This window comes from Mycobacterium sp. E2462, assembly GCF_001672685.1.
GTDB lineage: Bacteria > Actinomycetota > Actinomycetes > Mycobacteriales > Mycobacteriaceae > Mycobacterium.
On record NZ_LZKC01000054.1, the window covers coordinates 1 to 20,557 of the forward strand.

General features: G+C 69.2%; 16 protein-coding genes and 2 pseudogenes. 14 read left to right on the forward strand and 4 right to left on the reverse strand.

The genetic code is table 11. From position 1 onward, the window contains the following. The 4 genes and pseudogenes from A5714_RS02915 to rplL form a co-directional block, all read left to right on the forward strand. A pseudogene (locus A5714_RS02915) lies at positions 1 to 201 on the forward strand (malonyl CoA-ACP transacylase); the annotation flags it as partial. A 4-nt stretch (positions 202 to 205) separates the two neighbouring features. Beyond that, positions 206 to 1,123 (forward strand): ROK family protein, encoded by a 918-nt coding sequence (locus A5714_RS02920; RefSeq protein ID WP_068073486.1) that lies wholly within the window; start codon positions 206 to 208, stop codon positions 1,121 to 1,123. Positions 1,124 to 1,358: 235 nt separating this feature from the next. Beyond that, on the forward strand, positions 1,359 to 1,973 hold the full coding sequence (gene rplJ, locus A5714_RS02925) for a 50S ribosomal protein L10 (protein WP_068073484.1): 615 nt from the start codon (positions 1,359 to 1,361) through the stop codon (positions 1,971 to 1,973). 30 nt (positions 1,974 to 2,003) lie between these two features. Further along, positions 2,004 to 2,396: a 50S ribosomal protein L7/L12 gene (gene rplL, locus A5714_RS02930; RefSeq protein WP_068073482.1), complete on the forward strand. Its 393-nt coding sequence runs from the start codon at positions 2,004 to 2,006 to the stop codon at positions 2,394 to 2,396. Between the two features lie 28 nt (positions 2,397 to 2,424). Here the strand turns inward: rplL and A5714_RS02935 are convergent, their stop codons facing one another. Next, complete coding sequence (locus tag A5714_RS02935) at positions 2,425 to 3,135, reverse strand: TetR/AcrR family transcriptional regulator (RefSeq protein WP_068282603.1); 711 nt, start codon at positions 3,133 to 3,135, stop codon at positions 2,425 to 2,427. A gap of 71 nt (positions 3,136 to 3,206) precedes the next feature. Between A5714_RS02935 and A5714_RS02940 the strand changes: the two genes are divergently transcribed. The 9 genes from A5714_RS02940 to A5714_RS02980 all read left to right on the forward strand — a co-directional run bounded on the left by A5714_RS02940 (position 3,207) and on the right by A5714_RS02980 (position 18,934). Continuing rightward, complete coding sequence (locus A5714_RS02940; protein WP_068282606.1) at positions 3,207 to 4,688, forward strand: carotenoid oxygenase family protein; 1,482 nt, start codon at positions 3,207 to 3,209, stop codon at positions 4,686 to 4,688. Positions 4,689 to 4,870: 182 nt separating this feature from the next. Beyond that, the gene (locus A5714_RS02945; protein WP_068073476.1) at positions 4,871 to 5,881 is read left to right on the forward strand and encodes an ABC transporter ATP-binding protein; all 1,011 of its coding nucleotides are present in this window, start codon (positions 4,871 to 4,873) and stop codon (positions 5,879 to 5,881) included. 403 nt (positions 5,882 to 6,284) lie between these two features. Beyond that, positions 6,285 to 9,830 carry a DNA-directed RNA polymerase subunit beta gene (locus A5714_RS02950; RefSeq protein WP_369828265.1) on the forward strand — a complete coding sequence of 1,182 codons (3,546 nt, stop codon included), beginning with the start codon at positions 6,285 to 6,287 and terminating at the stop codon, positions 9,828 to 9,830. A 61-nt stretch (positions 9,831 to 9,891) separates the two neighbouring features. Then, positions 9,892 to 13,842 carry a DNA-directed RNA polymerase subunit beta' gene (locus tag A5714_RS02955; protein WP_068282608.1) on the forward strand — a complete coding sequence of 1,317 codons (3,951 nt, stop codon included), beginning with the start codon at positions 9,892 to 9,894 and terminating at the stop codon, positions 13,840 to 13,842. A 214-nt stretch (positions 13,843 to 14,056) separates the two neighbouring features. Beyond that, complete coding sequence (locus A5714_RS02960; protein WP_068073470.1) at positions 14,057 to 14,815, forward strand: deoxyribonuclease IV; 759 nt, start codon at positions 14,057 to 14,059, stop codon at positions 14,813 to 14,815. A gap of 53 nt (positions 14,816 to 14,868) precedes the next feature. Next, positions 14,869 to 16,497: an acyl-CoA dehydrogenase family protein gene (locus A5714_RS02965; RefSeq protein WP_068282611.1), complete on the forward strand. Its 1,629-nt coding sequence runs from the start codon at positions 14,869 to 14,871 to the stop codon at positions 16,495 to 16,497. A gap of 8 nt (positions 16,498 to 16,505) precedes the next feature. Next, positions 16,506 to 17,444 (forward strand): crotonase/enoyl-CoA hydratase family protein, encoded by a 939-nt coding sequence (locus A5714_RS02970; protein WP_068073466.1) that lies wholly within the window; start codon positions 16,506 to 16,508, stop codon positions 17,442 to 17,444. 3 nt (positions 17,445 to 17,447) lie between these two features. Then, the gene (locus tag A5714_RS02975) at positions 17,448 to 18,170 is read left to right on the forward strand and encodes a PaaX family transcriptional regulator C-terminal domain-containing protein (RefSeq protein WP_068073464.1); all 723 of its coding nucleotides are present in this window, start codon (positions 17,448 to 17,450) and stop codon (positions 18,168 to 18,170) included. Then, positions 18,167 to 18,934 carry a crotonase/enoyl-CoA hydratase family protein gene (locus A5714_RS02980; protein ID WP_068282614.1) on the forward strand — a complete coding sequence of 256 codons (768 nt, stop codon included), beginning with the start codon at positions 18,167 to 18,169 and terminating at the stop codon, positions 18,932 to 18,934. Before A5714_RS02975 ends, A5714_RS02980 begins: the two co-directional genes overlap by 4 nt. 8 nt (positions 18,935 to 18,942) lie before the next feature. On the opposite strand, the gene A5714_RS02985 is transcribed toward A5714_RS02980, so the two are convergent. Both A5714_RS02985 and A5714_RS02990 read right to left on the reverse strand, forming a co-directional pair. After that, complete coding sequence (locus A5714_RS02985; protein WP_068204753.1) at positions 18,943 to 19,416, reverse strand: DUF3060 domain-containing protein; 474 nt, start codon at positions 19,414 to 19,416, stop codon at positions 18,943 to 18,945. 41 nt (positions 19,417 to 19,457) lie between these two features. Further along, on the reverse strand, positions 19,458 to 19,829 hold the full coding sequence (locus A5714_RS02990; RefSeq protein ID WP_068073460.1) for a DUF3060 domain-containing protein: 372 nt from the start codon (positions 19,827 to 19,829) through the stop codon (positions 19,458 to 19,460). Between the two features lie 118 nt (positions 19,830 to 19,947). On the opposite strand from A5714_RS02990, the pseudogene A5714_RS02995 reads away from it, so the two are divergent. Continuing rightward, positions 19,948 to 20,391: pseudogene (locus tag A5714_RS02995) on the forward strand (TetR/AcrR family transcriptional regulator); the annotation flags it as partial. Here the strand turns inward: A5714_RS02995 and A5714_RS25000 are convergent. Then, complete coding sequence (locus A5714_RS25000; protein ID WP_369829417.1) at positions 20,304 to 20,546, reverse strand: TetR-like C-terminal domain-containing protein; 243 nt, start codon at positions 20,544 to 20,546, stop codon at positions 20,304 to 20,306. The pseudogene A5714_RS02995 and the gene A5714_RS25000 overlap by 88 nt on opposite strands. Positions 20,547 to 20,557: the final 11 nt, after the last annotated feature.

Below are 20,557 nucleotides of genomic sequence, written 5' to 3' on the forward strand. Positions count from 1 at the left end.
CATGGCTGGCGGCCGCCCGCGGTGGCCGCCCCGCCGCTGGCCGAGGTGCGGGCCGCGATCGCCGCTCAGCTGCGCGGCGCCGCCCGGCGCCGCGCCTTCCGGCTGTGGCTGGACGCGCGGCTGGCCGAGCGGGTGCGGTTCGCGCCCGGCTACGAGCACCCCGGCGACCCTCGTCAGCCCGACAACACCCACCGGCACTGACGCCGTGCCGACCCTCTGCCTGGACATCGGCGGCACCAAGATCGCCGCCGGGCTGGTCGACGCCGCCGGCGCGCTGGTGTACACGGCGGTGCGGCCCACCCCGGCCGCGGCGCCCTCGGCCGAGGAGGTGTGGGCCGCGGTCGCCGCGGCCATCGCCGACGCGGCCGGCGCCGCCGACGGCCCGATCGGGGCGGTGGGCGTCGCGTCGGCGGGCCCCGTCGACCTGCCCACCGGGACGGTCAGCCCGATCAACATCGACTCCTGGGACCGCTTTCCGCTGCGCGACCGGGTCGCGGCGGCGGTGCCGGGGGTGCCGGTCGCGCTGGGCGGCGACGGCCTGTGCATGGCGCTCGGCGAGCAGTGGCGCGGGGCGGGGCGGGCCGCCGACGCGGGCTTCCTGCTGGGCATGGTGGTGTCCACCGGTGTCGGCGGCGGCCTGGTGCTCGACGGGCGCCCCTACGGCGGTCGCACCGGCAACGCCGGACACGTCGGCCACGTCGTGGTGGAACAGGACGGCCGGCCCTGCACCTGCGGCGGCCACGGTTGCGTCGAGACCGTCGCCTCCGGACCGTCGCTGGTGCGCTGGGCGCGGGAGCACGGCTGGTCCGCTCCGCGGGCCGCGGGCGCGCGGGAGCTGGCGGCCGCCGCGGCGGCCGGTGACCCGGTCGCCGCCGGAGCGTTCGGCCGGGGTGCCGGCGCCCTCGCCGCGACCATCGCCTCGGTCGCGGCGGTCTGCGACCTGGACGTGGTGGTCGTCGGCGGCGGCGTGGCCCAGGCCGGCGGGGTGCTCTTCGACCCGCTGCGCGCGCAGCTCGCCCGGTATGCCGGCCTGGACTTCCTGGCCGGTCTGCGGGTGCTGCCGGCCGAGCTCGGCGCCACCGCCGGCCTGCTCGGCGCGGCCCGGCTCGCGGGCCTGCGCTGACCGCCGTTTTGGTCGACCGCCGAGGTGAGGCTATTCTGGTGGCCGATCCACCGAAGACCGTCGGTCACCGAGCAATCGGTTGAAGGTCCGGGAGCATCCCGGCGGCCCACGCAGGAGGACGAGGCAGCAACAGCGCCGGCTCGCGCCGGCGATATTCACGCCCCGGCCGCATCCTGCGCCGGGGCGTTCGTCGTTTCGCGGGGGATTCCAGACGCGTTCACATCAGGAGGTAGGCATGGCCCGGGCTGACAAGGCCACCGCCGTTGCGGATATCACCGAGCAGTTCAAGGAATCGTCGGCGACGCTGATCACGGAGTACCGGGGTCTGACCGTCGCCAACCTGGCGGAGCTGCGCCGCTCGCTGAGCGGGTCCGCCACCTACGCCGTCGCCAAGAACACGCTGATCAAGCGGGCGGCGTCGGAGGCCGGCGTGGAGGGCCTCGACGAGCTGTTCGCCGGCCCCACCGCCATCGCGTTCGTCACCGGCGAGCCGGTCGACGCCGCCAAGGCGATCAAGACCTTCGCCAAGGACCACAAGGCGCTGGTCATCAAGGGCGGCTACATGGACGGCCGGGCGCTGTCGGTCGCCGAGGTCGAGCGGATCGCCGACCTGGAGTCGCGCGAGGTGCTGCTGGCCAAGCTGGCCGGTGCCATGAAGGGCAACCTCGCCAAGGCGGCGGGCCTGTTCGCCGCCCCGGCCTCCCAGGTGGCCCGGCTGGCGGCCGCGCTGCAGGAAAAGAAGGCCTCTCAACCAGGCTCAGAGGGCGCGGCGGCCGCCGCCGAGCCCGCCGCAGAACCCGCTTCGGAAGCACCCGCCGAGGCCCCGGAAACCCCGGCCGAAGCCGAATAACCCCAACCCAATTCAGGAAGGACCCACACCATGCCCAAGCTGTCCAGCGACGAACTGCTCGACGCCTTCAAGGAAATGACCCTGCTGGAGCTCTCGGACTTCGTCAAGAAGTTCGAGGAGACCTTCGAGGTCACCGCGGCCGCCCCGGTCGCCGTGGCCGCGGCCGGCCCCGCCGGTGGCGGCGCGCCCGCCGAGGCCGCCGAGGAGCAGTCGGAATTCGACGTCATCCTCGAGGCCGCCGGCGACAAGAAGATCGGCGTCATCAAGGTGGTCCGCGAGATCGTCTCCGGCCTGGGCCTCAAGGAGGCCAAGGACCTGGTCGACGGCGCTCCCAAGCCGCTGCTGGAGAAGGTCGCCAAGGAGGCCGCCGACGAGGCCAAGGCCAAGTTGGAGGCCGCCGGCGCCACCGTCACCGTCAAGTAAGCCCGTACGCGACAAACCCCCGCGGCCGTCACCGGCTCGCGGGGGTTTGTCGCGTTTCCGGGAAATCTCGCGTCGCCGTCGCGAGGGACCGGGCCACCCGCTCCGGCGAATCACCCAGCGCGATCAGCAGATTCGTCGTCATCGAGCTGAGCACCGGCACGACGGCCGAGCCGTCGGCGCCGTAGTAGCCCGCCAGCTCGAGCATCACGAAACCGTGGATGAGCGCCCAGAACTGGGCCGCGGTGGCCACCACCGCCGCGTCGTCGGTGGCCGGTCCCGCCGCGCCGATCCGCCCGGCGAGCACGCACCGGTGCACCCCGCGCACCACGTGCGCGAAGCTCGGGTGGTGCCGCTCGATCTCGGCGACGGCGAGGGTCAAGACGTTGTGGGTCGGGGCGTTGATGCCGTGCGCGCTGGTGCTGCCGAACATCAGGCGGTACATGTGCGGGCGCTCGATGGCGTACCGCCGGTAGGCGGCCCCGGTCGCGAGCAGGTCGGCGACCGGGTCATCGGTCGCCGGCACCGTCAGGGCGGCGTCGAACTGGCGCAGCCCCTCCTCGGCGACCTCGGCGATGAGCCCGCGCATCCCCCCGAAGTGGGTGTAGAGCGCCATCGTCGAGGTGCCGGCCGCGCCGGCGACCTTACGGGCCTGCAGCGCGTCGGGCCCGTGCTCGTCGAGCAGGCCGACCGCGGCGTGCAGCATGTCGTCGCGGACGGTGCCCGCCATTTCCGAAGTCATCCTTGTCATCTTCTCATCGGTGGCGTACCGTCCCAATAACGTTGAAATAACGATGTTATAGGAGCTCGGCGATGACGACCGTGGAAACCCGCAAACCGCCCAACCCGTATCTCGAAGGCTTCCTGGCGCCCGTCGCCGCGGAAGTCACCGCCCACGACCTGCCGGTCACCGGCCACATCCCGCAACACCTCGACGGGCGGTACCTGCGCAACGGCCCCAACCCGGCCGCCGAGGTCGACCCGGCGATCTACCACTGGTTCAGCGGCGACGGGATGGTGCACGGCGTGGCGCTGCGCGACGGGCAGGCCCGCTGGTACCGCAACCGGTGGGTGCGCAGCCCGCGGGTCAGCGACGCGCTGGGCGAGCGGCCGCCGGGCCGGCTGGACGGCCGCGCGGGGATGCTGAGCCTGGGCGCCAACACCAACGCGCTCAGCCACGCCGGGCGCACCCTGGCCCTGGTCGAGGGCGGCGTCGCCACCTACGAACTCACCGACGACCTGGACACCGTCGGAACTTGCGACTTCGACGGCACCCTGGCCGGGGGTTACACCGCGCACCCGCACCGCGACCCCCGGACCGGCGAATTGCACGCCGTCTCTTACTCGTTCGCGCGCGGCCGGACCGTGCAGTACTCGGTGATCGACACCCAGGGTCGGGCCCGCCGCACGGTCGACATCGAGGTCGGCGGCTCGCCGATGATGCACGACTTCTCGCTCACCGAGAAGTACGTGGTGATCTACGACCTGCCGGTGACCTTCGACCCGGTGCAGGTGCTCCCGCAGCGCATGCCGCCCTGGCTGACGCTGCCCGCCCGGCTGGTGCTGCAGTCGCTGATCGGGCGCGTGCGGGTGCCGGGCCCGATCAACGCGCGGATGAACCGCGACGCCCGGCACTCCGACCGGATGCCGTATGCCTGGAATCCGCGCTACCCGGCGCGCATCGGGGTCATGCCGCGCGAGGGCGGCAACGACGACGTGCGCTGGTTCGACATCGAACCGTGCTACGTCTACCACCCGCTGAACGCCTACTCCGAGATGCGCGGCGACGCCGAGGTTTTGGTGCTCGACGTGGTGCGCTACGACCGGATGTTCGACCGGGACCGGCGCGGCCCGGGGGAGAGCACCCCGGTCCTGGACCGTTGGACCGTCAACCTCACCACCGGCGCGGTGCGCACCGAATGCCGCGACGAACAGTCCCAGGAATTCCCCCGCATCAACGAGGAGTTGCTGGGCGCGCGGCACCGCTTCGGCTACACCGTCGGCGCCCAGTTCGCCGGCGGCGGCCCGGGCCTGTTCAAGCACGACTACGCGACCGGATCGCGCCGGGTGGCGCCGCTGGATGCGGGCCTTTTACTCGGCGAGATGTCGTTTGTGCCCAACCCCGGCGCGGCCGCGGAGGACGACGGCATCCTGATGGGTTTCGGCTACCACCGCGACCGCGACGAGGGGCAGTTGCTGCTGCTGGACGCGCAGACGCTCGAGCCGGTAGCCACCGTCCACCTGCCGCAGCGGGTGCCGATGGGCTTCCACGGCAACTGGGCGCCGTCCGCTTGACTCCTGGCTAACACGCGCGTCAAATAAGTTGAGCCGCCGGGGCTTCCACGCGATCTCGGGACGGCCACTTTTTCCCGGCTGTGCCGTGCAACGCTGATCTTGCGCGCGAAGCGTGCGCTACAGTGACTCAAGCCACACAAAAGGGCAGGTGGCGGGCGTGAGCGTGAACGGAAGGAATCCCCATGGGCGTCGCTATCGAGGTGAACGGACTCACGAAGTCCTTCGGGTCCTCGAGAATTTGGGAAGACGTGACGCTGGAGATCCCCGCCGGGGAGGTCAGCGTGTTGCTGGGCCCCTCGGGTACCGGCAAATCGGTGTTCCTGAAGTCGCTGATCGGTCTGCTGCGCCCGGAGCGCGGCTCGGTCGTCATCGACGGCACCGACATCCTGCAGTGCTCGGCCAAGGAGCTCTACGAGATCCGCACGCTGTTCGGCGTGATGTTCCAGGACGGCGCGCTGTTCGGTTCGATGAACCTCTACGACAACGCCGCCTTCCCGCTGCGCGAGCACACCAAGAAGAAGGAAAGCGAAATCCGTGACATCGTCATGGAGAAGCTGGAACTGGTGGGTCTGGGCGGCGACGACAAGAAGTTCCCCGGTGAGATCTCCGGTGGTATGCGCAAGCGCGCCAGCCTGGCTCGCGCCCTGGTGATGGACCCGCAGATCATCCTCTGCGACGAGCCCGACTCGGGTCTGGACCCGGTCCGCACCGCCTACCTGAGCCAGCTGATCCTCGACATCAACGCCCAGATCGACGCCACCGTCCTGATCGTCACGCACAACATCAACATCGCCCGCACCGTGCCGGACAACATGGGCATGCTGTTCCGCCGCAAGCTGGTCATGTTCGGCCCTCGCGAGGTCCTGTTGACCAGCGACGAGCCGGTGGTGCGGCAGTTCCTCAACGGCCGCCGCATCGGTCCGATCGGGATGTCGGAGGAGAAGGACGAGGCCACCATGGCCGAGGAGCAGGCCGCGCTGGAAGCCGGCCAGCACGCCGGCGGTGTGGAGGAGATCGAGGGCGTGCCCCCGCAGATCGTCGCCTCGCCCGGCATGCCGGAGCGCAAGGCCGTCGCCCGGCGCCAGGCCCGCGTGCGCGAGATCCTGCACACCCTGCCCAAGGAGGCCCAGGCCGCGATCATCGACGACATGGAGGGGACCCACAAGTACCGGGCGCACGAAGTCGGCGACTAGGACGCCGGCCCGGCCCGCCGCCGACCAGCCGGAAAACTTGGGGTAACTCGGCGGCCCGCCCTCTTGACGACGAGCGGTAAACGGGTCAATCTGTTGGGCAGCATGTATCGAGCGGAAAGTCGAGTCGCCAGCCAGCGCCGATGTCTCTGGGCTAGTCATGCTGGGCAGTTGAGGAATGCGCGGTCCTGCGCTATTGTTGGACGTTGCGCTGGCTACCTCCTGCCCACCTCACCCGCCACATGACACTGTGGACTAAGCCTGAGCCTCGTTGAGCGGCTTAGCTCTCTAGTTGCGCGCGTGAGATCCGGGCAGATCGTCCGCCGGCCTAACCGACACAATTCGCGGCGAGCTGGCCGGGCCTACCGGTCTTCGTGAGTCGCACGAGGTGCTGGAAGGATGCATCTTGGCTGATTTCCGCCAGAGCAAAACGGATCGCCCACAAGGTTCCTCTAACGGAAGTTCTTTAAACGGTAGTTCCTCAAACGGCTCCGTGCCCGGAGCCCCCAATCGAGTCTCTTTCGCCAAGCTCCGCGAACCGCTGGAGGTTCCCGGCCTGCTCGACGTGCAGATCGACTCCTTCGAGTGGCTGATCGGCTCGCCCCGCTGGCGCGAGATCGCCGCCAGCCGCGGCGAGACCTCCCCGGTGGGCGGCCTCGAAGAGGTGCTCTACGAGCTCTCGCCCATCGAGGACTTCTCCGGCTCGATGTCGCTGTCGTTCTCCGACCCCCGCTTCGACGAGGTCAAGGCGCCGGTCGAGGAGTGCAAAGACAAGGACATGACGTACGCGGCCCCGCTGTTCGTCACGGCCGAATTCATCAACAACAACACCGGTGAGATCAAGAGCCAGACGGTGTTCATGGGTGACTTCCCGATGATGACGGAGAAGGGCACCTTCATCATCAACGGCACCGAGCGCGTGGTCGTCAGCCAGCTGGTGCGCTCGCCCGGCGTCTACTTCGACGAGACCATCGACAAGTCGACCGAGAAGCTGCTGCACAGCGTCAAGGTGATCCCCAGCCGCGGTGCGTGGCTGGAGTTCGACGTCGACAAGCGCGACACCGTCGGCGTCCGCATCGACCGCAAGCGCCGCCAGCCGGTCACCGTGCTGCTCAAGGCGCTCGGCTGGACCAACGAGCAGATCCACGAGCGGTTCGGCTTCTCCGAGATCATGATGAGCACGCTGGAGAAGGACAACACCGCCGGCACCGACGAGGCGCTGCTGGACATCTACCGCAAGCTGCGTCCGGGCGAGCCGCCGACCAAGGAGTCGGCGCAGACCCTGCTGGAGAACCTGTTCTTCAAGGAGAAGCGTTACGACCTGGCCCGCGTCGGTCGCTACAAGGTCAACAAGAAGCTCGGCCTCAACGTCGGGCAGCCGATCACGTCGTCCACGCTCACCGAGGAAGACGTCGTCGCCACCATCGAGTACCTGGTGCGCCTGCACCACGCCCGCACGGACGGCCAGCCGGCTGTGATGACCGTGCCCGGCGGCACCGAGGTGCCGGTGGAGACCGACGACATCGACCACTTCGGCAACCGCCGGTTGCGCACCGTGGGCGAGCTGATCCAGAACCAGATCCGGGTCGGCATGTCCCGCATGGAGCGCGTGGTCCGCGAGCGGATGACCACGCAGGACGTCGAGGCCATCACGCCGCAGACCCTGATCAACATCCGGCCGGTCGTCGCCGCGATCAAGGAGTTCTTCGGCACCAGCCAGCTGTCGCAGTTCATGGACCAGAACAACCCGTTGTCGGGTCTGACCCACAAGCGCCGCCTGTCGGCGCTGGGTCCGGGCGGTCTGTCCCGGGAGCGCGCGGGCCTGGAGGTCCGCGACGTGCACCCGTCGCACTACGGCCGCATGTGCCCGATCGAGACCCCGGAGGGGCCGAACATCGGTCTGATCGGCTCGCTGTCGGTGTACGCGCGGGTCAACCCGTTCGGGTTCATCGAGACGCCGTACCGCAAGGTGGTCGACGGTGTGGTCTCCGACGAGATCCATTACCTGACCGCCGACGAGGAGGACCGCCACGTCGTGGCGCAGGCCAACTCGCCGATCGACGGTGACGGCCGGTTCGCCGAGGCGCGCGTCCTGGTCCGCCGCAAGGCGGGCGAGGTCGAGTACGTGCCGTCGTCCGAGGTGGACTACATGGACGTCTCGCCGCGCCAGATGGTGTCGGTCGCGACCGCGATGATCCCGTTCCTCGAGCACGACGACGCCAACCGGGCCCTGATGGGTGCCAACATGCAGCGCCAGGCGGTTCCGCTGGTGCGCAGCGAGGCGCCGCTGGTCGGCACCGGCATGGAGCTGCGCGCCGCCATCGACGCCGGCGACGTTGTCGTCGCCGACAAGGCCGGGGTGATCGAGGAGGTCTCCGCCGACTACATCACCGTGATGGCCGACGACGGCAGCCGGCACACCTACCGGATGCGCAAGTTCGAGCGGTCCAACCACGGCACGTGCGCCAACCAGTCGCCGATCGTGGACGCAGGTGAGCGGGTCGAGGCCGGCCAGGTCATCGCCGACGGGCCGTGCACCGAGAACGGCGAGATGGCCCTGGGCAAGAACCTGCTCGTGGCGATCATGCCGTGGGAGGGGCACAACTACGAGGACGCGATCATCCTGTCCAACCGCCTGGTTGAGGAGGACGTGCTCACCTCGATCCACATCGAGGAGCACGAGATCGACGCCCGCGACACCAAGCTGGGCGCCGAGGAGATCACCCGGGACATCCCGAACGTCTCCGACGAGGTACTCGCCGACTTGGACGAGCGGGGCATCGTGCGCATCGGCGCCGAGGTCCGCGACGGCGACATCCTGGTGGGCAAGGTCACCCCGAAGGGGGAGACCGAGCTGACCCCGGAGGAGCGGCTGCTGCGGGCGATCTTCGGTGAGAAGGCCCGCGAGGTCCGCGACACCTCCCTGAAGGTGCCGCACGGCGAGTCCGGCAAGGTCATCGGCATCCGGGTGTTCTCGCGTGAGGACGACGACGAGCTGCCGGCCGGCGTCAACGAGCTGGTCCGCGTCTACGTCGCCCAGAAGCGCAAGATCTCCGACGGCGACAAGCTGGCTGGACGGCACGGCAACAAGGGCGTCATCGGCAAGATCCTGGCGCAGGAGGACATGCCGTTCCTGCCGGACGGCACGCCGGTGGACATCATCCTGAACACCCACGGTGTGCCGCGACGGATGAACATCGGTCAGATCCTCGAGACCCACCTGGGCTGGGTGGCCAAGGCCGGCTGGAACATCGACGTGGCCGGCGGGACGCCCGACTGGGCGGCCAACCTGCCCGAGGACCTGCTCAGCGCCGAGCCGAACCAGATCGTGTCCACCCCGGTGTTCGACGGCGCGAAGGAGGACGAGCTGACCGGCCTGCTGGCCTCGACGCTGCCCAACCGCGACGGCGAGGTGCTGGTCAACGGGGACGGCAAGGCGGTGCTGTTCGACGGCCGCAGCGGGGAGCCGTTCCCGTACCCGGTGACCGTTGGCTACATGTACATCATGAAGCTGCACCACCTGGTGGACGACAAGATCCACGCCCGCTCCACCGGGCCGTACTCGATGATCACGCAGCAGCCGCTGGGTGGTAAGGCGCAGTTTGGTGGCCAGCGGTTCGGTGAGATGGAGTGCTGGGCTATGCAGGCCTACGGCGCGGCGTACACGCTGCAGGAGCTGTTGACCATCAAGTCCGACGACACCGTCGGCCGGGTCAAGGTCTACGAGGCGATCGTCAAGGGCGAGAACATCCCCGAGCCGGGCATCCCCGAGTCCTTCAAGGTGCTGCTCAAGGAGCTGCAGTCGCTGTGCCTCAACGTCGAGGTGCTCTCCAGCGACGGCGCCGCGATCGAGCTCCGCGAGGGCGAGGACGAAGACCTGGAACGGGCTGCGGCCAACCTCGGAATCAACTTGTCGCGCAACGAATCTGCGTCTGTGGAGGACCTGGCATAGCGGCATCGTGCCAGCCAGCCCTCTTATTGGTATCTAAACCCGCAAGGGGAAAGGGAGTTACGTGCTAGACGTCAACTTCTTCGATGAACTCCGCATTGGCCTGGCCACCGCGGAGGACATCCGCCAGTGGTCCTACGGCGAGGTCAAGAAGCCGGAGACCATCAACTACCGCACGCTCAAGCCCGAGAAGGACGGCCTGTTCTGCGAGAAGATCTTCGGACCGACTCGCGACTGGGAGTGCTACTGCGGCAAGTACAAGCGCGTGCGCTTCAAGGGCATCATCTGTGAGCGCTGCGGCGTCGAGGTGACGCGCGCCAAGGTGCGCCGCGAGCGGATGGGCCACATCGAGCTGGCCGCGCCGGTCACGCACATCTGGTACTTCAAGGGTGTGCCGTCACGCCTCGGCTACCTGCTCGACCTGGCGCCGAAGGATCTCGAGAAGATCATCTACTTCGCCGCCTACGTGATCACCGCGGTCGACGACGAGATGCGGCACAACGAGCTGTCCACGCTCGAGGCCGAGATGATGGTGGAGCGCAAGGCCATCGAGGACCAGCGCGACGCCGACCTGGAGGCCCGCGCGCAGAAGCTGGAGGCCGACCTGGCCGAGCTGGAGGCCGAGGGCGCCAAGGCCGACGCGCGCCGCAAGGTCCGCGACGGCGGCGAGCGGGAGATGCGCCAGCTGCGCGACCGCGCCCAGCGTGAGCTGGACCGGCTCGAGGAGATATGGAGCACCTTCACCAAGCTGGCCCCCAAGCAGCTCATCGTCGACGAGAACCTCTACCGGGAACTCGTGGACCGCTACGGCGAGTACTTCACCGGCGCCATGGGTGCGGAGTCGATCCAGAAGCTGATCGAGAACTTCGACATCGAGGCCGAGGCCGAGATCCTGCGGGACGTGATCCGTAATGGCAAGGGGCAGAAGAAGCTTCGCGCCCTCAAGCGCCTCAAGGTGGTCGCGGCGTTCCAGCAGTCGGGCAACTCGCCGATGGGCATGGTGCTCGACGCCGTCCCGGTGATCCCGCCGGAACTGCGGCCGATGGTGCAGCTCGACGGTGGCCGCTTCGCGACGTCGGACCTCAACGACCTGTACCGCCGCGTGATCAACCGCAACAACCGCCTCAAGAGGCTGATCGACCTCGGCGCGCCCGAGATCATCGTCAACAACGAGAAGCGGATGCTGCAGGAGTCCGTCGACGCGCTGTTCGACAACGGCCGCCGCGGCCGCCCGGTCACCGGGCCGGGCAACCGCCCGCTGAAGTCGCTGAGCGACCTGCTCAAGGGCAAGCAGGGCCGGTTCCGCCAGAACCTGCTCGGTAAGCGTGTGGACTACTCGGGCCGTTCGGTCATCGTGGTCGGCCCGCAGCTCAAGCTGCACCAGTGCGGCCTGCCCAAGCTGATGGCCCTCGAGCTGTTCAAGCCGTTCGTGATGAAGCGGCTGGTGGACCTCAACCACGCGCAGAACATCAAGAGCGCCAAGCGCATGGTGGAGCGGCAGCGGCCCCAGGTGTGGGACGTCCTCGAAGAGGTCATCGCCGAGCACCCGGTGTTGCTGAACCGCGCGCCCACCCTGCACCGGCTGGGCATCCAGGCCTTCGAGCCGATGCTGGTGGAGGGCAAGGCGATTCAGCTGCACCCGCTGGTGTGTGAGGCCTTCAACGCCGACTTCGACGGTGACCAGATGGCGGTGCACCTGCCGCTGTCCGCCGAGGCGCAGGCCGAGGCACGCATCCTGATGCTGTCGTCCAACAACATCCTGTCGCCCGCTTCGGGACGCCCGCTGGCCATGCCGCGTCTGGACATGGTCACCGGCCTGTACTTCCTCACCACCGAGGTCGAGGGCGACAAGGGCGAGTTCCGGGCGGCTGCCGGGGACGAGCCGGAGGTCGGCGTGTACTCCTCGCCGGCGGAGGCCATCATGGCCTCGGACCGGGGCGTGCTCTCGGTGCGGGCCAAGATCAAGGTGCGGCTGACGCAGCTGCGTCCGCCCGCCGACATCGAGGCGGAGTTGTTCGGCGCCAACGGTTGGCAGCCGGGTGACGCGTGGATGGCCGAGACGACGTTGGGCCGGGTGCTGTTCAACGAGCTACTGCCCGTGGGCTACCCGTTCGTCAACAAGCAGATGCACAAGAAGGTGCAGGCCTCGATCATCAACGATCTGGCCGAGCGCTACCCGATGATCGTCGTCGCGCAGACCGTCGACAAGCTCAAGGACGCCGGTTTCTACTGGGCCACCCGCAGTGGTGTCACCGTGTCGATGGCCGACGTGCTGGTGCCGCCGCGTAAGAAGGAGATCCTCGACGCCTACGAGGAGCGCGCGGAGAAGGTCGAAAAGCAGTTCCAGCGTGGCGCTTTGAACCACGACGAGCGCAACGAGGCGTTGGTGGAGATCTGGAAGGAAGCCACCGACGAGGTCGGCCAGGCGCTGCGCGAGCACTACCCCAGCGACAACCCGATCATCACGATCGTCGACTCGGGTGCCACGGGTAACTTCACGCAGACCCGAACGTTGGCCGGCATGAAGGGCCTGGTGACCAACCCGAAGGGTGAGTTCATCCCGCGCCCGATCAAGTCCTCGTTCCGTGAGGGCCTGACCGTGTTGGAGTACTTCATCAACACCCACGGCGCTCGAAAGGGCCTGGCGGACACTGCGTTGCGTACCGCCGACTCGGGTTACCTGACCCGTCGTCTGGTGGACGTGAGCCAGGACGTGATCGTCCGCGAGCACGACTGCGAGACCGAGCGGGGCATCACCGTCGAGCTGGCCGAGCGTCAGCCGGACGGCACCCTGATCCGTGACCCGTACATCGAAACCTCGGCGTACGCACGGACTCTGGGTTCCGACGCGGTGGACGAGGCGGGCAACGTCGTCGTCGCGCGCGGCGAGGACCTCGGGGACCCGCAGATCGACGCGCTGTTGGCGGCCGGCATCACGCAGGTCAAGGTGCGCTCGGTGCTGACGTGCACCACGGGCACCGGCGTCTGCGCGACCTGTTACGGCCGGTCGATGGCCACCGGAAAGCTGGTCGACATCGGCGAGGCCGTCGGCATCGTCGCGGCGCAGTCCATCGGTGAGCCCGGCACGCAGCTGACCATGCGCACCTTCCACCAGGGTGGTGTCGGTGAGGACATCACCGGCGGTCTGCCCCGGGTCCAGGAGCTGTTCGAGGCCCGCATCCCGCGCGGCAAGGCGCCGATCGCCGACGTCACCGGGCGGGTGCAGCTCGAGGAGGGTGAGCGCTTCTACAAGATCACCATCGTTCCCGACGACGGGAGCGAGGAGGTCGTGTACGACAAGCTCTCCAAGCGTCAGCGGCTGCGCGTGTTCAAGCACGACGACGGCTCCGAGCGGGTGCTGTCCGACGGCGACCACGTCGAGGTGGGCCAGCAGCTCATGGAAGGCTCGGCCGACCCGCACGAGGTGTTGCGCGTGCAGGGCCCGCGTCAGGTGCAGATCCACCTGGTCCGGGAGACCCAGGAGGTCTACCGGGCCCAGGGTGTGTCGATCCACGACAAGCACATCGAGGTGATCGTCCGCCAGATGCTGCGCCGCGTCACCATCATCGACTCGGGTGCGACGGAGTTCCTGCCCGGTTCGCTGATCGACCGTGCGGAGTTCGAGGCGGAGAACCGCCGCGTGGTGGCCGAGGGCGGCGAGCCCGCCGCCGGTCGCCCGGTGCTGATGGGTATCACGAAGGCGTCGCTGGCCACGGACTCGTGGCTGAGCGCGGCGTCGTTCCAGGAGACCACGCGCGTGCTGACCGATGCGGCGATCAACTGCCGCAGCGACAAGCTGCAGGGTCTGAAGGAGAACGTGATCATCGGGAAGCTGATCCCGGCCGGTACCGGCATCAACCGGTACCGCAACATCCAGGTGCAGCCGACCGAGGAGGCCCGGGCCGCGGCGTACACGATCCCGTCGTACGAGGATCAGTACTACAGCCCGGACTTCGGCCAGGCCACCGGCGCCGCGGTGCCGCTGGACGATTACGGGTATTCCGACTACCGGTAGACCATTCGGTGGTCCCCGCTACCGATCGGCGCACGAGAAAGCCCCGGGCTTCGGCCCGGGGCTTTTTCGTGCGGTGGGCTCCTAATGCGCCGAGTGTGCGCCCAGCTTCACGTTCGGCGCCGAACGTGCGCCCAGCTTCACGTTCGGCGCGGGGCGTAAACTCAGTCCAGCCGGGCGCTCGGCCGCCGTCGGTACCGCTCACTAGACTGGCCGCGTGCTCATCGGTTCCCACGTCAGCCCCACCGACCCGCTGGCCGCGGCGGAGGCCGAGAACGCCGACGTCGTGCAGATCTTCCTGGGCAACCCGCAGAGCTGGAAGGCGCCCAAGCCCCGCGAGGACGCCGAGCGGCTGAAGGCCGCCGCGCTGCCGATCTACGTGCACGCGCCCTACTTGATCAACGTGGCCTCGGCGAACAACCGGGTGCGGATCCCGTCGCGCAAGATCCTGCAGGAGACCTGCGACGCGGCGGCCGCGATCGGCGCGGCCGCGGTCATCGTGCACGGCGGCCACGTCACCGCCGACGACGAGCTCGACGAGGGTTTCGAGCGCTGGGGCAAGGCGCTCGACCGGCTGGAAACCACCGTCCCGGTGTACCTGGAGAACACCGCCGGCGGCGATCACGCCATGGCCAGGCACTTCGACACCATCGCGCGGCTGTGGGACGTCATCGGTGACAAGGGAATTGGTTTCTGCCTGGACACGTGCCACGCCTGGGCGGCGGGCGAGGCGTTGGTGGACGCCGTGGACCGGATCAAGGCGATCACGGGCCGCATCGACCTGGTGCACTGCAACGACAGCAAGGACACGGCCGGCTCGGGCCGGGACCGGCACGCCAACCTGGGCAGCGGCCAGATCGACACCGAGCTGCTCGTCGCGGCGGTGAAGGCGGCCGGCGCACCCGTCATCTGCGAGACGGCCGACGAGGGCCGCAAGGACGACATCGCGCTGCTGCGGGAGCGCACCCGCGACTGACCGCCGGCATTACACCTCTTGTGCGGTTGTCGTGAAACTGTAATATTGGTGCCATGCCAGACACCCATGTCGTCACCAATCAGGTCCCGCCGCTGGACAACCACAACCCCGCGACGTCCCCGGTGCTCATCGAGGCCCTGATCCGCGAGGGCGGCGAATGGGGGCTGGACGAGGCCAACGCGGTAGGAGCGCTCTCGGCCAGCCGCGAGGCCCAGCGCTGGGGCGAGCTGGCCGACCGCAACCGGCCCGTCCTGCACACCCACGACCGGTACGGGCACCGCGTCGACGAGGTCGAATTCGACCCGGCCTATCACGAGCTGATGCGCGCGGCCATCGCCCACGGCATGCACGCCGCCCCGTGGGCCGACGACCGGCCGGGCGCGCACGTGGTCCGGGCCGCCAAGACGTCGGCCTGGACCGTCGAGCCCGGCCACGTCTGCCCGATCTCCATGACCTACGCCGTCGTCCCGGCGCTGCGGTTCAACCCCGAGCTGGCCAAGGTGTACGAGCCGCTGCTGACCAGCCGGGAGTACGACCCGGAACTCAAGCTGGCCGTCACCAAGCCGGGCATCACCGCGGGCATGTCGATGACCGAGAAGCAGGGCGGCTCGGACGTGCGCGCCGGCACCACGCAGGCCACCCCCAACGCGGACGGCACCTACAGCCTGACCGGCCACAAGTGGTTCACCTCCGCGCCGATGTGCGACATCTTCCTGGTGCTGGCGCAGGCGCCCGGCGGATTGTCCTGCTTCATGCTGCCGCGGGTCCTGCCCGACGGCACCCGCAACCGGATGTTCCTGCAGCGCCTCAAGGACAAGCTCGGCAACCACGCCAACGCCTCCAGCGAGGTCGAGTACGACGGCGCCACCGCGTGGCTGGTGGGCGAGGAGGGCCGCGGGGTACCGACCATCATCGAGATGGTCAACCTCACCCGGCTGGACTGCACGCTGGGCAGCGCGACCAGCATGCGGACCGGCCTGACCCGCGCGGTCCATCACGCCCAGCACCGAAAGGCGTTCGGCGCGTACCTGATCGACCAGCCGCTGATGCGCAACGTGCTGGCCGACCTGGCCGTCGAGGCCGAGGCCGCCACCATCGTCGCCATGCGGATGGCCGGCGCCACCGACAAGGCGGTGCGTGGCGACACCACCGAGGCGCTGCTGCGCCGGATCGGGCTGGCCGCCAGCAAGTACTGGGTGTGCAAGCGCTCCACGCCGCACGCCGCCGAGGCGCTGGAATGTTTCGGCGGTAACGGATATGTCGAGGATTCCGGCATGCCGCGGCTGTACCGGGAGGCGCCGCTGATGGGCATCTGGGAGGGTTCGGGCAACGTCAGCGCGCTGGATACGTTGCGCGCCATGGCCACTCGGCCCGAGTGCGTCGAGGTGCTGTTCACCGAGCTGGCGGAGAGCGCCAACCAGGACCCCCGGCTGGCCGTCCACGTCGAGGGCCTGAAAAAGCAACTGTCGGATCTGGACAACATCGCCTACCGCGCCCGCCAGGTCGCCGAGGACATCTGCCTGGCCCTGCAGGGCTCGTTGTTGGTGCGCCACGGGCACCCCGCCGTCGCCGAGGCGTTCCTGACCACCCGCATCGACGGGCAGTGGGGCGGCGCGTTCGGCACCATGCCCGACGGCCTGGATTTGGCGCCGATCATCGACCGTGCGCTGGTAAAGGGCTGAGCCGCAGAGTGACTCACGCGATCAGGCCGGTCGACTTCGACAACCTGAAGACGATGACCTACGAGGTCACCGATCGGGTTGCCCGGATCACCTTCAACCGGCCGGAGAAGGGCAACGCGATCGTCGCCGACACCCCATTGGAGCTCTCGGCCCTGGTGGAGCGCGCCGATCTGGACCCCGACGTGCACGTCATCCTGGTGTCGGGCCGCGGCGAGGGGTTCTGCGCCGGTTTCGACCTGAGCGCCTACGCCGACCGCAGCGGCTCGGCGGGCGGCACCGGCGCCTACCGCGGCACCGTCCTCGACGGCAAGACCCAGGGCGTCAACCACCGGCCCGACCAGCCGTGGGACCCCATGATCGACTACCAGATGATGAGCCGTTTCGTGCGGGGCTTTTCCAGCCTGCTGCACGCCGACAAGCCCACGGTGGTCAAGATCCACGGGTACTGCGTGGCCGGCGGCACCGACATCGCGCTGCACGCCGACCAGGTGATCGCCGCCGCCGACGCCAAGATCGGCTACCCGCCGACGCGGGTGTGGGGCGTCCCGGCGGCGGGCCTGTGGGCGCACCGGCTCGGCGATCAGCGCGCCAAACGGTTGCTGCTCACCGGCGACTGCATCACCGGCGCGCAGGCCGCCGAGTGGGGGCTGGCCGTCGAGGCACCCGACCCGGCCGACCTCGACGAGCGCACCGAGCGATTGGTCGAACGCATCGCCGCGGTGCCGGTGAACCAGCTGATCATGGTCAAGCTCGCGCTCAATTCCGCGCTGCTGCAACAGGGTGTGGCCACCAGCAGGATGGTCAGCACCGTCTTCGACGGTGTCGCCCGGCACACCCCCGAGGGCCACGCCTTCGTCGCCGACGCCGTCGAGCACGGCTTCCGGGAGGCGGTACGGCACCGCGACGAGCCGTTCGGCGACCACGGCCGGCGCGCCTCCGGGGTGTAGTCCATGCCGGAGATGACGGCCCGCTCGGTGGTGCTCAGCATGCTGCTGGGCACCCACCCCGCGTGGGCCAGCGCCAGCGAATTGATCGCCATGACAACGGAATTCGGCATCAAGGAGGCCACGCTGCGGGTCGCCTTGACCCGTATGGTCAGCGGTGGCGACCTGGTCCGCTCCGCCGACGGGTATCGCCTCTCCGACCGCCTGCTGGCCCGTCAGCGCCGCCAGGACGACGCGATGCGCCCGCGGACCCGGCCGTGGCGGGATAACTGGCTGGTGTTGGTCGTCACCAGCGTGGGGACCGACGCCCGCACCCGCGCATCGCTGCGAAACACCATGCACGACAACCGCTTCGGCGAGCTACGCGAGGGGGTGTGGATGCGGCCCGACAACCTCGACGTCGAGCTGGGCACCGAGGTGACCTCGCGGGCACGGTTGCTCACCGCCCGCGACGACGCGCCCGCCGAGTTGGCCGGCCAGCTCTGGGACCTGCCCGCCTGGGCCGACACCGGGCACCGGCTGCTGGCCGAGATGCGCGCCGCGACCGACGTGCCCGGCCGGTTCGTCGTGGCCGCGGCGATGGTGCGCCATCTGCTCACCGACCCGATGCTGCCGGCCGAACTGCTGCCCGGGGATTGGCCGGGGGCCCGGCTGCGGGCCGCTTACCATGACTTCGCCGACGAACTGGTGCGGCGACGTGACCCCACCCCACTCGTGGAGGCGACATGAGCGACCCGGTACGCGTCGAGCGCAACGGTGCGGTGACCACGGTCATCATCGACCGCCCGCACGCGCGCAACGCGGTCAACGGCCCGACGGCCGCCGCGCTTTACGCGGCGTTCGAGGACTTCGAGCGCGACGACACCGCGTCGGCCGCCGTCCTGTGGGGCGACAACGGGACGTTCTGTGCCGGAGCCGATTTGAAGGCCTTCGGCACGCCCGACGCCAACGCGGTGCACCGCACCGGGCCGGGCCCGATGGGGCCGACGCGGATGGTGCTGTCCAAGCCCGTGATCGCCGCCGTCAGCGGTTACGCCGTGGCCGGTGGCCTGGAGCTGGCGATCTGGTGTGACTTAAGGGTGGTCGAGGAGGACGCCGTGTTCGGGGTGTTCTGCCGGCGCTGGGGGGTGCCGCTCATCGACGGCGGCACCGTGCGGCTGCCGCGCCTGATCGGGCAGAGCCGGGCGATGGACATGATCCTCACCGGCCGCGCGGTACCCGCCCAGGAGGCGCTTGCCATCGGCCTCGCGAATAGGGTGGTGGCCACGGGTCAGGCCCGCCAGGCCGCCGAGGAGCTGGCGGCGCAGCTGGCCGCCCTGCCGCAGCAATGCCTGCGCTCGGATCGCCTTTCGGCGTTGCAGCAATGGGGCGCAACGGAATCCGAGGCGCTCGACTTCGAGTTCGCCAGCATCTCGCGGGTGGCGGCCGAGGCGAACGAGGGCGCCGGGCGGTTCGCCGCGGGGGCCGGACGGCACGGCGCGCCCGCCGGCTGAGTCCGCCGTCAGCTGCCCTTGCTGATGGTGTTGCTCGACCCGACCTTGTCGACCTTGGGGTCGCCGTCCTTGTAGGTGATGGTGTTGTTCGCGCCCAGCACCGTGATGCGGGTGGTCACCTTGTCGAAGGTGACCTTGTTGTTGGTGCCGGTGACGCTGACCGTCTTGCAGCTGCCGGTGACGGTCAGTGTGTTGTCCGATCCGCCGACGTTCAGCGATTTGCCGTCGGCGCAGTCCAGGGTGGCGGTGGTGCCCATCGACCCGTAGTTCAAGGTGTTGCCGATTTCCAGTGACGCGGTGGTGGTCGGCGCGCTGGTGCCGGTCGTGGGCGCGGCGCCCGCGCTGGTCGTCGAGGAGGTCGTCGCGGTCGTCGACGAGCCGCCCGGCGGATTCGCCGTCGAACTGCAACCGGCCAGCGCGAGGCCGGCGGTCACCGCGAGCAGGGCGACACGAAACGAGCGGTCACTGATGGCAGCGTGCATTGATCCTCGATCTCTTCGATTCCGGTGGGGTGGGGCGTCGCTCAGCCGGGCACCTGCTGGAGCCGGTTCACCATGCCCAGTTCGCGACCGCGGTCCCAGATGAACGGCTGGCCGCTGTGGTAGAAGACGGTCTGGTCATAGCCGTAGACGGTGATGTCGTGCGAAACGGAGTCGGCGACAATGGTATTCGACGATCCCATCACCGTCACCGCGTAGCAGTTGCCCAGCGCGGTCACCGAATTGCCGGAACCGTTGACCAGCAATGTGGCGTCGTTGCAGTCCACCGTCTGCTGCAGGTCCTGCCCGATGATGTGGGTGTCGCCGTTCTTCGCGTGCGCGGCCGGTGGCGCGGCGACGGCGGCGCATCCGAGAATGCACGCGGCGAGCGATCCGGCGACGGTTGTCCACTGCACGGTGGCCCCCTTCAGGACGCGCGAACAAGCCTTGACTGAAGACCTTAGTAATTGCGTGGCCGCCGTCAACTAGAGTCATTAGTTAACCCAACCATCCTCGACGCGAAGGGCGATCGCCATGGCAGCTCAGCCGGGACAGCCGGCGGCCGCCGGGCGCCAGCGCTCGGGCCGCGCCGGCTCCCGTCCCGCCAAGTTGAGCAGGGACGGCATCATCGACGGCGCCCTGACCTTTCTGGATCGCGAGGGCTGGGACGCGCTCACCATCAACGCGCTCGCGACGCAGCTGGGCACCAAGGGGCCGTCGCTGTACAACCACGTCGACAGCCTGGAAGACCTGCGCCGGGCGGTGCGGATCCGCGTCATCGACGACATCATCACCATGCTGAACCGGGTCGGCGAGGGCCGCGCCCGCGACGACGCCGTGCTGGTGATGGCCGGCGCCTACCGCAGCTACGCCCACCACCACCCCGGCCGTTACTCCGCCTTCACCCGGATGCCGCTGGGCGGCGACGACCCCGAATACACCGCGGCGACCCGCGGCGCCGCCGCGCCGGTCATCTCGAGCAGCACGAACCCGTGCAGGGCCGACCAGAACTCCAGGGCCGCGTAGAACGCCGCGTCGCCGTCGAGGCCGTAGGAGGACAGCACCGCGATGACCGGCGCGGCGGCGCCGCGGGTCGCCGCGGTGTATTCGGGGTCGTCGCCGCCCAGCGGCATCCGGGTGAAGG